This is a genomic window from Streptomyces sp. NPDC088730 (genome assembly GCF_044751215.1).
Lineage (GTDB): Bacteria > Actinomycetota > Actinomycetes > Streptomycetales > Streptomycetaceae > Streptomyces.
Genome location: NZ_JBIVLK010000001.1, coordinates 585,182 through 597,489 on the forward strand (window position 1 = coordinate 585,182; position 12,308 = coordinate 597,489).

The window sequence follows — 12,308 nt, forward strand, 5'->3', positions numbered from 1 at the left end:
GGCGGGGGCGTCGAGCGGGTCAGGGCGCCTTCGGGCGGCTTTGACCGTACCCGGACGTCAGCGCTCGCTGTCCAGGTGTGCCATCTGGCTGTCGGGGTAGCGGGCGCCCGCCGCCGCGCCGGCCGGGACCGCCTCCTCGATCGCGGCGAGGTCGGCCGGGGTCAGCTCGACGTCGAGGGAGCCGACGGCCTCGGTCAGCCGGTCGCGCCTGCGGGCGCCGACCAGCGGCACGATGTCCGCACCCTGGGCGAGGACCCAGGCGATGGCGATCTGCGCGACCGTGACGCCCTTCCGCTCGGCGATCTTGCGGAGCGCCTCGACCAGACCGAGGTTGTGCCGGAGGTTCTCGTCCTGGAAGCGCGGGCTCATGGCCCGGAAGTCACCGGCGGCCAGCTCGCGGTCACGGGTGAAGTGTCCGCTGATCAGTCCTCGTGAGAGCACCCCGTAGGCAGTGACACCGATGCCCAGCTCGCGGCAGACCGGCAGGATCTCCGCCTCGATGGAGCGGGAGATCAGTGAGTACTCGATCTGCAGATCGGAGATCGGGGCGACGGACGCCGCCCGTCGGATGGTCTGCGCGCCGACTTCGGAGAGGCCGATGTGACGGACGTGTCCGGCCTCGACCAGCTCGGCGATGGCGCCGACCGTCTCCTCGACCGGCACGTCGGGGTCGAGCCGGGCGATCCGGTAGACGTCGATGTGGTCGAGGCCCAGCCGCTGGAGTGAGTAGGCCGCGAAGTTCTTGACCGCCGCCGGTCGGCCGTCGTAGCCGGTGAAGCCGCCCTCTACGGTCCGCAGCGCGCCGAACTTCACGCTGGTCAGGGCCTGTTCCCGAGCGGCTGCGGGGGCGGTGCGCAGGGCTTCGTTGATCAGCAGCTCGTTGTGCCCCATGCCGTAGAAGTCGCCGGTGTCGAGCAGGTTGATGCCGGTGTCGAGCGCGGCGTGGATGGTGGCGATCGACTCGGTGCGGTCGGTCTCGCCGTACAGCGCGGACATGCCCATGCAGCCGAGGCCGAGCATGGAGACCTGCGGGCCGGTGGAGCCGAGGGTGCGGGGGCGGAGGGCGGTCATGAGGAACTCCCGGATGGACGGAGGACGGCGGCGGAGGCGGGCGGAAGGCGAAAGGCGGCGCGAGACAAGGAGAGGTCTGGGTCGGGGTCGGAGCCTGGGGCTGGGGCTGGGTGGGTGTGGGTGTGGGTGTGGGTGTGGGTGTGGGCCGGGATCGGATGTCATGCGTACACATCGACCATGACATGCGTGATGACAACTTTCAATATCTGTCAGTCCATGTTCCTTCTGTAGGGTGAACCCGGCCGACTGCGGGGTGGTTCCGGTCGACGGAAAATCCGGTGCCGGACCGGTTCGGAGCGGGGTACCGTTCCGGCATGTCTTCGTTCTTCCAGATCTACGAGTGAGTGCGCGGAGGGTACGAGCACCCGCCGCCCACCGGATCGATCCAGGGTCGTTTCAGACCTCACTTTCACCACGAATGGGAGAACCCCGTGGCCAAGAGTCGGAATAACCTCCTCGGCGTCGGCGGACAGCGGAAGAAGCTGTCCCGCGCCGAGCAGCAGGGCGCAGGTCCCGAGCGCAACACCGACCGGAAGACGGCGGTGGAGCAGAAGCAGGAGCTGCTGCGCAAGATGCGGGAGCGCGCCGGTCACCCCGCGCCGTCGGACGACGCGGCAGCCGGGCAGGACGCCCCGGCACAGGACGCCCCGGAGCAGGACGCCCCGGCGAAGAGCTGACGCTCCCCGCGGAGCGCGGACCGCACCACTCGAACGACCGTGGGCCCGGAACACCTCAGGTGTTCCGGGCCCACGGCTGTGGCGGAGCCCCGCGCTCACGCCACGGCGCGCGGCAGCCGCAGGCTCAGCAGCGTTGTCAGTACCACCGCGCCCAGCTGCACCAGCAGGGTCACGGCCAGCGCGTCCCGCATTCCCGACCCCGGAGCCAGTGACAGGAACAGCGAACCGAGCGTCGCCACCCCCAGTGCCAGCGCCGCCTGCTGAGTCGTCGTCATGACCCCGCCCCCGACCCCGGCCCGCTCCGGCGGTACGTCGGAGAGCACGATGCGGAACAGGACGGGCAGCTGGAGCCCCTGGCCGAGACCGGCGATCGCCATCCCGGGGAGCAGCCCGAGCATTCCGAGACCGGACCAGTCGCGCCACACGGTGATCACCAGCACCACCACGCCGAGCGCCTGGATGATCCCGCCGGCCGTCACGACCCGGCTGCCGTACCGCCGGACCAGCCCCGGCCCCGCCAGCGAGGCGGCGAAGAAGGCCGCCGCCATCGGGGCCATCGACAGGCCGGAAGCCGCCGGACCCAGCTCCAGGCCCTGCTGGAGGGCCACCGCGATGACGAACATGAAGCCGCCGAAGCCGACCGAGAACGGCAGCACCAGCGACAGCCCGCGCCGCAGCGAGTCGAGCCGCAGCAGGCTCGGCGGGACCAGCGGGATCAGGCCCTTCCGGTCGGCCCGCCGCTCCACCCGGTAGAAGGCGGCCGCGGCGAACGGGAACAGCGCCAGCGAGACCCAGGTCCACAGCGGCCAGCCGGCCGCCCGCCCCTCGGTCAGCGGGGCCAGCAGCGTGACCAGTGACGCGGCCAGCAGCAGCGTGCCCGGTACGTCGATCGGCGCGGGCCGCTCCGACCGCGTCTCGGGCACCGAGCGGGCCGCCAGCACCAGCCCCACCGCCGCCACCGGAACGTTGACCAGGAACACCGAACGCCAGCCCGCGCTCTCGCCGAGCACCGACGAGAGCGGCGCGGCGGCGACCAGCACGCCGCCCAGGATCTGGCCCGCGACCATGGAGAGCCCGGCCGTCGCCCCGTAGAGGCTCATCGCCCTGGCCCGTCGGTGCCCCGAGGTGGCCGCCTGGATGGTGGCGAGCACCTGCGGCAGCATCAGCGCCGCCGCCGCGCCCTGGGCCACCCGTGCGCCGACCAGCGTCCAGGCGTCCGGCGCGAGGCCGCAGGCCAGCGAGGTGATCCCGAAGGCCGCGATGCCGAGCAGGAAGAGTCTGCGCCGGCCGGCCATGTCACCGAGCCGGCCACCGAGTACGAGCAGCACGGCATAGGCGAGTCCGTAGCCCGCGACGACCAGTTCCAGCAGGGCCGGGCCCGCGTCCAGATCATGGTCGATGGTGGGCAGGGCGACGTTCACGATGAAGAAGTCGATCAGGGGGAGGGCCGCGCCCAGCAGCACGGTGAACAGCCCCAGCGCGCCGAGCACCGGCGTGGGGTGGTCGTGCCGCACCACGGGCGCGGCGGTGGCGGCGGATGTCTTCGGCCGGACCTTCGGCCGTACAGAGGATTCACTCACGGCATCGACGATCGCTCTTCCCGAAGCCTGGTACCAGAGTCTCTTTATCCTGGTACAAATAGCACCCGGCATGGCGTCGGGCCGTCCCGCACGCTGGAGGAATGACGACGATGGCGACCGCAGCCCGGACAGGCCTCGCGGCCCCGGCGGCTTCAGCACCTCCGGAGGCCACCGAGGCCCCGGAGGTCACCGCGACCGAGGTCCGGCGGCACGAGCTCGCGGACTTCCTGCGCAGCCGCCGGGAGCGGATCACCCCCGAGCAGGTGGGCCTGGTCCGGGGCCGCCGCAGGCGCACGCCGGGACTGCGCCGTGAGGAGGTGGCCCAGCTCTCCGCCGTCGGTGTCACCTGGTACACCTGGCTCGAACAGGCCCGTGACATCCAGGTCTCGCCCCAGGTCCTGGACGCGCTCGCCCGCGCACTGCTGCTCGACCGCAGCGAGCGCAGCCACCTCTTCTCCCTCGCCGGGGCCATCGATCCGGCTCCCGGCACGGAGTGCCCGAGCATCACCCCGGCGCTGCGCGCCATGCTGCGGCAGCTGGAGCCGATCCCCGCCTGCGTCCAGAACAGCCGCTACGACGTGCTCGCCCACAACCGGACGTACGGCAGGCTGCTCTGCGAGCTGGACGCCGTGGCGCCGGAGGACCGCAACATCATGCTGCTGGCCTATACGAACGAGCAGTGGCGTTCCACCGTCATGGACATCGCGGAGGTGACCCGCTTCCTCACGGCGAAGTTCCGTGCCGCGATGGCCGAGCACCTGGCGGAGCCCTCGTGGAAGGCCCTGCTCAAGCGGCTGGAGGCGGCGTCGCCGGAGTTCCGGGAGACCTGGGCGAGGCACGAGGTCGTCAGATCCGGCGGCCGGTCCAAGATCTTCCGGAACGCGCACGTGGGGCTGCTGCGGGTGGAGACGTCGGATCTGTGGCTGGGCCCGTCGGCCGGTCCGCGGCTGGTCAGCTACGTACCGCGCGACGAGGAGACCAGGGAACGGCTCCAGCGGCTTCAGGCCCTGGTGCTCGCGGACGAGGACTGACCCCCGGTCCCGTCCTCCGGCGTGCTCCCCGACGAGGCCCCGGGCCGCCCGCCGCCCGGACCGTGGCCCGACGGCGCCGCCCCCTCCAGCAGTTCCGCCGTCCGGCGCGCGGTGCCCCGTGCCCAGCGCCCGCTGGTCAGCGCCCCGACCAGCAGGACGCACATCCCGCAGCCGGTGATGATCCACCAGGCGGGCTTGCTCGCCGCCACGAAGTCACCGGAAGGGCCGATGCCGCCCGAGGAGCCGGCGCCGGACACGCCGGCCGCCAGCACCGCGCCGATCACCGCGACGCCCAGCGTCTGACCGATCTGGCGGCTGGTCGAGGCGACCGCCGCGGCCACGCCCGCCTGGGAGCGGGGCATACCGGAGACGGCGGTGTTGGTGATGGGCGCGTTCACCGCGCCGAAGCCGAGCCCGAACAGCACATAGCCGGTGAACATCAGCGCGTTGTCGGTCTCCGCGTCGAACAGCGCGAACATCAGCCCGCTCGCCGCCATCGCGACCCCCGCGACCAGGAGCGGGACACGTGGCCCCCGGGTGGCGACGACGCGTCCCGAGAGCGGCGGCAGGACACAGACCACCGCCGCCATCGGGAGCATGTACAGCCCGGCGCCCAGCGCGCTCATCCCCCGTACGTCCTGGAGGTAGAGCGTGTTGACGAAGAGGAAGCCGCCGAGCGCGGCGAAGGCGCTGACCGCGATGACGGTGGCTCCGCTGAACGGGGCGCTGTGGAAGAACCGCAGGTCGATCAGGGGATCGGTGCGCCGGGGTTCGTACACCAGCAGGCCGATCAGCGAGGCCGCCGCGACCGCGGCGAACAGCAGGATCTCGGTGGAGGTCCACCCCTTCTGCGGCGCCTCGATGATCGCGTACGTCAGCGAGCCCAGCAGCGCGATCACCAGCAACTGGCCCACCGGATCGGGGCGGCGGGCCTTCGCGGCGCGAGACTCGGGGACGTACTTCAAGGTCAGCAGCAGTGCGGCGATGCCGACCGGCAGATTGATCCAGAAGATCGACCGCCAGCCGACCGAATCGACCAGGGCCCCGCCGATCACCGGTCCCGCGGCCATCGAGATGCCGACGACACCGCCCCAGACGCCGATCGCCCGCGCGCGTTCGCGCGGCTCGGTGAAGGTGTTGGTGATGATCGACATCGCGACCGGGTTCAGCATGGAGCCGCCGACGGCCTGCACCATCCGGAACACGATCAGCGTCTCCAGGCTGGGCGCGACCGAGCAGAGCGCCGAGCCCAGGGTGAAGAGGACGAGCCCGGCCAGGAAGACCTTGCGCCGGCCGATCCGGTCGGCGGTGGAGCCCGCGAGCATGAGCAGCGAGGCGAGGACGAGTGTGTACGCGTCGATCGTCCACTGCATCCCCGCGACGCTCGCGTGCAGGTCCTGGCGCATGGACGGGAGGGCGACGTTCAGGACGGTGCTGTCCAGGCTGACGATCAGCAGACTCATGCAGCAGATCGCCAGCACCAGCATCCGTCTCCGGTGGCTGAGCTCGGGCATGCATGGATAGTACGGCTAACTAACGAACCCCGCTGACGGGCCCGCCCCGGCGGCGGCCGGGCCCGCCGCGAAGCAGGGGCCGGCCGGGCGCCCGCCCGGAGCAGTTTCCCGCGTACGCGACAATGGGGGAATGACCACGCTCGCCCCCGCGCCCCAGCTGCTCCGTATCGGCCCGCACACCGTGCAGCCGCCGGTGGTCCTCGCCCCCATGGCAGGCATCACCAACGCACCCTTCCGCACGCTGTGCCGGGAGTTCTCGGGCGGCAAGGGGCTGTTCGTCAGCGAGATGATCACGACCCGGGCACTGGTCGAGCGCAACGAGAAGACCATGCAGCTCATCCGGTTCGACGCGAGCGAGACCCCGCGCTCCATCCAGCTGTACGGAGTGGACCCGGTCACGGTCGGCAAGGCCGTCCGCATGATCGTCGACGAGAACCTCGCCGACCACATCGACCTGAACTTCGGCTGCCCGGTTCCCAAGGTCACCCGCAAGGGCGGCGGCTCCGCGCTCCCGTACAAGCGGCCGCTGCTGCGCGCGATCCTGCACCAGGCCGTCTCCAACGCGGGCGATCTGCCGGTCACCATCAAGATGCGCAAGGGCATCGACGACGACCACCTCACCTACCTCGACGCCGGCCGGATCGCCGTGGAGGAGGGCGTCACGGCGATGGCCCTGCACGGCAGGACCGCCGCCCAGCACTACGGCGGCACCGCCGACTGGGACGCCATCGCCCGGCTCAAGGAGCACGTCCCCGAGATCCCCGTCCTCGGCAACGGCGACATCTGGTGTGCGGACGACGCCCTGCGGATGATGCGCGAGACCGGCTGCGACGGCGTGGTCGTGGGCCGCGGCTGCCTGGGCCGCCCCTGGCTCTTCGGTGATCTGGTGAGCGCGTTCGAGGGTACGGAGACGCGGCAGACGCCCTCCCTGCGCACCGTCGCGGACGTCATGCTGCGGCACGCGACGCTGCTGGGGGAGTGGATCGGCGACGAGACCCGGGGCGTGATCGACTTCCGTAAGCACGTGGCCTGGTACCTCAAGGGCTTCGCGGTCGGCTCCGAGATGCGCAGGAACCTCGCGATCACCTCCTCGCTGGAGGAGCTGGGTTCGCAGCTGAACGAGCTGCGGCTGGACCAGCCGTGGCCGGACGGCGCCGACGGCCCGCGCGGCCGCACCTCGGGCAACAACCGGGTGGTGCTCCCGGACGGCTGGCTGAAGGACCCCTACGACTGCGCGGGCGTCGGCGAGGACGCGGAACTGGACACGTCGGGCGGCTGAGACGGGCGGGCGGACCCCGGGGTGCCGGGTGGCTGCCCGAGGCGTCCGAATCCTGAAATCCGGGGTACGGAAGCAGCGTGATTCGCGCCACCTTTGATGAGGTGCCCGCTCAAACGAGCGTCGTGAAGGTGACTGCATTTCTGGAAGGTCTGGCACTCAGTGCCATGTTTTAGCCTTCGAAAAGTGCACTCAGGTGCGCGGGTGGTTGCTCAAACGAGTGACGTTCCTCAAGGAATGACCATGCTGCCTTCAAGAGCTGAACGAAGAGCCTCGGCCTGATCGGCGGAGCGATTCTTTGGATCTGCTGGCGGACAGGTGGTTGCGACCGCACGACGGCCGAGTGGACGTACCCAGACACCTTTGATCTGGGTATGTTCCTCGCCGTCAGGGCAGTCCACCGCGTCGTCGAGGAGTCGAGACCCGTGTCGGAAAACGAAGACCCGCAGAAGTTCGTCTACGACTTCACCGAGGGCAACAAGGATCTGAAGGACCTGCTCGGCGGGAAGGGTGCCAACCTCGCCGAGATGACCAACCTCGGGCTCCCCGTCCCTCCGGGCTTCACGATCACCACCGAGGCGTGCAAGGTGTACCTCGGCAGCGGCGAGGAGCCGGCCGCGCTGCGCGACGAGGTGAGTGCGCACCTCGACGCCCTTGAGACGCGGATGGCCAAGAAGCTCGGCCAGTCGGACGACCCGCTGCTGGTCTCCGTCCGCTCCGGCGCGAAGTTCTCCATGCCCGGCATGATGGACACGGTCCTCAACATCGGCCTCTCCGACGCGTCCGTCATCGGCCTCGTCGCCCAGTCCGGCGACGAGCGGTTCGCGTGGGACTCCTACCGCCGCCTCATCCAGATGTTCGGCAAGACCGTCCTCGGCGTCGACGGCGACCTCTTCGAGGAGGCGCTGGAGGCCGCCAAGGAGGCCAAGGGCGTCAGCGTCGACGTGGACCTCGACGCGGCCGACCTCAAGAAGCTGGTCAAGCAGTTCAAGAAGATCGTCACCCGGGACGCCGGACGCGACTTCCCGCAGGACCCGCGCGAGCAGATGGACCTGGCCATAAAGGCCGTCTTCGACTCGTGGAACACCGACCGCGCCAAGCTCTACCGCCGCCAGGAGCGCATCCCCGGCGATCTGGGCACCGCGGTCAACGTCTGCTCCATGGTCTTCGGCAACCTCGGCCCCGACTCCGGCACGGGTGTCGCGTTCACCCGCGACCCGGCCAGCGGCCACCAGGGCGTCTACGGCGACTACCTGCAGAACGCCCAGGGCGAGGACGTCGTCGCCGGTATCCGCAACACCGTGGCGCTCGCCGATCTGGAGTCCATCGACAAGAAGTCGTACGACGAGCTGATCGCGATCATGGAGACGCTGGAGACCCACTACAAGGATCTCTGCGACATCGAGTTCACCATCGAGCGCGGCCGGCTCTGGATGCTCCAGACACGGGTCGGCAAGCGCACCGCCGGTGCCGCCTTCCGGATCGCCACCCAGCTCGTCGACCAGGGCCTCATCGACGAGGCCGAGGCCCTCCAGCGGGTCAACGGAGCCCAGCTGGCCCAGCTGATGTTCCCGCGCTTCGACGACGAGGCCGAGGTGCGGCTGCTCGGCCGGGGCATCGCCGCCTCGCCGGGCGCGGCGGTCGGCAAGGCCGTCTTCGACTCGTACACCGCGATCAAGTGGTCCCGTTCCGGCGAGAAGGTCATCCTGATCCGCCGGGAGACCAACCCCGACGACCTGGACGGCATGATCGCCGCCGAGGGCATCCTGACCTCGCGCGGCGGCAAGACCTCGCACGCCGCCGTCGTCGCCCGGGGCATGGGCAAGACCTGTGTCTGCGGCGCCGAGGAGATCGAGGTCGACACCAAGCGGCGCCGGCTGACGGTCGGCAGCACGGTGGTGGAGGAGGGCGACCTCGTCTCCGTCGACGGTTCGACCGGCAAGGTCTACCTCGGTGAGGTACCCGTCGTGCCCTCGCCGGTCGTCGAGTACTTCGAGGGCCGGATGCACGCGGGCGCCGACGACGCCGACGAACTGGTCGCCGCCGTGCACCGGATCATGGCGTACGCGGACCGGGTGCGCCGGCTGCGGGTGCGGGCCAACGCGGACAACGCGGAGGACGCCCTGCGGGCCCGTCGCTTCGGTGCCCAGGGCATCGGGCTGTGCCGCACCGAGCACATGTTCCTCGGCGAGCGCCGCGAGATGGTCGAGAAGCTGATCCTGGCCGACACCGACCAGGAGCGCGAGACGGCCCTGGAGCAGCTGCTGCCGCTCCAGAAGGCCGACTTCATCGAGCTGTTCGAGGCGATGGACGGACTGCCCGTCACCGTGCGGCTGCTCGACCCGCCGCTGCACGAGTTCCTGCCCGACATCACCGAACTGTCGGTCCGGGTGGCGCTCGCGGAGTCCCGCAAGGACGCCAACGAGAACGACCTCAGGCTCCTCCAGGCGGTGCACAAGCTGCATGAGCAGAACCCGATGCTCGGTCTGCGCGGGGTCCGGCTCGGGCTGGTCATCCCGGGCCTGTTCGCCATGCAGGTGAGGGCGATCGCGGAGGCCGCCGCCGAGCGCAGGAACGCCAAGGGCGATCCGCGCGCCGAGATCATGATCCCGCTCGTCGGCACGGTCCAGGAGCTGGAGATCGTCCGCGAGGAGGCGGACCGGGTCATCGCGGAGGTCCAGGCCGCCACCGGCACGAACCTCAAGCTGAAGATCGGCACCATGATCGAGCTGCCCCGCGCCGCGCTGACCGCCGGCCAGATCGCCGAGGCGGCGGAGTTCTTCTCGTTCGGCACCAACGACCTGACCCAGACGGTGTGGGGCTTCTCCCGCGACGACGTGGAGGCCTCGTTCTTCACCGCGTACCTGGAGAAGGGCATCTTCGGGGTGTCGCCGTTCGAGACGATCGACAAGGACGGTGTCGGCTCGCTGGTACGCAGCGCCGTCGCGGCCGGCCGGGCCACCCGGCCCGACCTGAAGCTCGGCATCTGCGGCGAGCACGGCGGCGACCCGGAGTCGGTGCACTTCTTCCACGAGGTGGGCCTGGACTACGTCTCCTGCTCGCCCTTCCGCATTCCGGTGGCCCGCCTTGAGGCGGGCCGGGCGGCGGCGGAGTCGCGCGGCAGCGACAGCCGCTGAACCACCTGAACCACTGATTCCGCGGGGGCCGCCGGTCGGGGCGACCCTCACCGGACCGGCGTCCGGCGCGGAATTCCCCGGAGGCGGCGGCACCCTGTGCGGGGGTGCCGCCGCCTCGCCATGTCCGCCATCCATTGCTTCGTTCAATGCGCAAAGAGGTAGTTCGGAACGGACCGGGGTGCGGTTCATGGATCCCCATCCACGAACCGCACCCCGCTTACCCCCATCGGGTACGGAGCCGCACCATTGCCGACCGCCGCCGAGCGAGCGAAACCCCCCACGGCCTTCACTCGCTCTTCCGGTGGCTCTGGAATCGCAACCCGACGTCGTACAGCCTTTCGGGTGATGCCAGGTCAGGGCGAGACGTTTCACCTCTGGCCGAAACCCCGTGGTGACGTGGTGTGACTGTTCGCATACTCTGACGTGGGGGTAATTGCGGGTGCAAGTGGGTGGGGGTTCGGTGCTGCGTATCCATATATCCGGGTGGGACCTTTCCAGGGTGCGGATGGCCACCGGGCCGGACGCATTGTGGGAGACCATTCTCAGTTTGCACCGGCTGAGGGACCGGCGTGCTTCGACGGTGTTCGGGAAATGGCGGACGGAAACCCGCCCCCGGTTGAATGGTGAAGTACGTCTGCTGTCCGCCGTGGTTCCACCGCGCGGCTATTTCCCGGACTTCCTGACGCCTTCTCAGGAAGGTTCGGAACCGCTGGATTTCGGCGCCGGAACGGAGGTCCTGCGCGACACCCCGGCCGAACGCCTGCGGGCCGAACTGGCGATGCTGGGCGCCGAGGGACGCGCCGACGGCCGCAGTGCCCCGGCCCGGCGCGCGGTTCGGCCGGTGCTGCTGGACGCGCTGCGGGAAGGGCGTTCCGAGCCTCTGGGCCGCCTCATCGGGGCCCTGCGCGGCTACCACCGCGCCGCGGTCGAACCGTACTGGCCGCATATCCAGGCGAGCGTCGAGGCCGACCGCGCGGTCCGGGGACGCGCCCTGCTGGACGGCGGCCCGGAAGAGCTGCTGGCCTCGCTGCCGCCGGTGATCCGCTGGCGGGCGCCGGTGCTGGAGGCCGACTACCCGGTCGACCGCGAACTGCGCCTGGACGGCCGGGGACTGCTCCTCCAGCCGTCGTTCTTCTGCCGGGGCGCCCCGGTCGTCCTGCGCGATCCGCTGCTGCCGCCGGTGCTCGTCTACCCGGTCGGCCACGCCGACGCCCCGGTCTTCGCGGAACCGGGCCCCTGGCTCGGCCGGCTCCTCGGCCACACCCGCTCGACGGTGCTGCGGACCATCGGGGACGGCTGCACGACCAGCGAGCTCGCCCGCCGGGCCGGGGTCTCGCTGGCGTCGGCCAGCCAGCACGCCTGTGTGCTGCGCGAGGCGGGCCTGGTGCACACCCTGCGCCACGGCGGCGCGGTCCTGCACACGGTGACCCCGCTGGGCGGCTCGCTGCTCCGGGGCGGCGCCCCGCTCGCCGTGTCGTGAGGGTGCGGGGCCCGGCTCGCGTACGTTCCCCGCCCGGCACCGATGAGTTTCCGGCGGCCCCGGCGTCTAACTGTCGTAACGCGTTCACGCCAGGCGCACAGGATCGACCCATCGGGAGAGTGAGACGGCCATGCCGCAGATGATCTTCTTGAACCTGCCGGTCAAGGACCTGGAGACGACCAAGGGATTCTTCGGGAAACTGGGCTACTCGTTCAATCCCCAGTTCAGCGACGAGCGCACCGCCTGTCTCGTCATCAGCGACACGATCTTCGCCATGCTGCTGGAGGAACCGCGCTTCAAGGAATTCACCAAGAAGGAGATCGCGGACGCCTCGACGACCACCGAGGTGATCCTCGCGCTCAGCGCCGACAGCCGGGAGAAGGTGGACGAGCTGGTCGACACCGCCCTCGCCTCCGGCGGATTCCCCGCCGGTGAGACGCAGGACCTCGGATTCATGTACGGGCGGTCCTTCCAGGACCCCGACCACCACAACTGGGAGGTCGTGTGGATGGACCCGTCCGCCGTCGAGGGCCAGGGCTGAG

General features: G+C 70.5%; 9 protein-coding genes. 6 read left to right on the forward strand and 3 right to left on the reverse strand.

All coding sequences use genetic code 11. The features are described 5' to 3' along the window. Positions 1-57: 57 nt before the first annotated feature. Positions 58-1,071, reverse strand: a complete 1,014-nt coding sequence (locus tag ACIP89_RS02510) for an aldo/keto reductase (protein ID WP_401921387.1) — start codon at positions 1,069-1,071, stop codon at positions 58-60. A 431-nt stretch (positions 1,072-1,502) separates the two neighbouring features. Here ACIP89_RS02510 and ACIP89_RS02515 point away from each other — a divergent pair, with 431 nt between their 5' ends. Beyond that, positions 1,503-1,748 carry a DUF6243 family protein gene (locus tag ACIP89_RS02515; RefSeq protein WP_402112526.1) on the forward strand — a complete coding sequence of 82 codons (246 nt, stop codon included), beginning with the start codon at positions 1,503-1,505 and terminating at the stop codon, positions 1,746-1,748. A 95-nt stretch (positions 1,749-1,843) separates the two neighbouring features. Here the strand turns inward: ACIP89_RS02515 and ACIP89_RS02520 are convergent, their stop codons facing one another. Beyond that, positions 1,844-3,328 carry an MFS transporter gene (locus ACIP89_RS02520; RefSeq protein ID WP_402112529.1) on the reverse strand — a complete coding sequence of 495 codons (1,485 nt, stop codon included), beginning with the start codon at positions 3,326-3,328 and terminating at the stop codon, positions 1,844-1,846. A gap of 101 nt (positions 3,329-3,429) precedes the next feature. On the opposite strand from ACIP89_RS02520, the gene ACIP89_RS02525 reads away from it, so the two are divergent. Next, complete coding sequence (locus tag ACIP89_RS02525; RefSeq protein ID WP_401922176.1) at positions 3,430-4,359, forward strand: helix-turn-helix domain-containing protein; 930 nt, start codon at positions 3,430-3,432, stop codon at positions 4,357-4,359. Here ACIP89_RS02525 and ACIP89_RS02530 read toward each other — a convergent pair. Then, positions 4,329-5,873: an MFS transporter gene (locus ACIP89_RS02530; protein WP_401922178.1), complete on the reverse strand. Its 1,545-nt coding sequence runs from the start codon at positions 5,871-5,873 to the stop codon at positions 4,329-4,331. The genes ACIP89_RS02525 and ACIP89_RS02530 overlap by 31 nt on opposite strands. 130 nt (positions 5,874-6,003) lie before the next feature. On the opposite strand from ACIP89_RS02530, the gene dusB reads away from it, so the two are divergent. From dusB to ACIP89_RS02550, 4 genes are all read left to right on the forward strand, one after another. Then, complete coding sequence (dusB, locus tag ACIP89_RS02535) at positions 6,004-7,152, forward strand: tRNA dihydrouridine synthase DusB (RefSeq protein WP_401921380.1); 1,149 nt, start codon at positions 6,004-6,006, stop codon at positions 7,150-7,152. Positions 7,153-7,574: 422 nt separating this feature from the next. After that, positions 7,575-10,286, forward strand: a complete 2,712-nt coding sequence (gene ppdK, locus ACIP89_RS02540) for a pyruvate, phosphate dikinase (RefSeq protein WP_401921378.1) — start codon at positions 7,575-7,577, stop codon at positions 10,284-10,286. 460 nt (positions 10,287-10,746) lie between these two features. Continuing rightward, the gene (locus tag ACIP89_RS02545; protein ID WP_401921377.1) at positions 10,747-11,766 is read left to right on the forward strand and encodes an ArsR/SmtB family transcription factor; all 1,020 of its coding nucleotides are present in this window, start codon (positions 10,747-10,749) and stop codon (positions 11,764-11,766) included. 130 nt (positions 11,767-11,896) lie between these two features. After that, positions 11,897-12,307 carry a VOC family protein gene (locus ACIP89_RS02550; protein ID WP_401921376.1) on the forward strand — a complete coding sequence of 137 codons (411 nt, stop codon included), beginning with the start codon at positions 11,897-11,899 and terminating at the stop codon, positions 12,305-12,307. Position 12,308 lies beyond the last annotated feature (1 nt).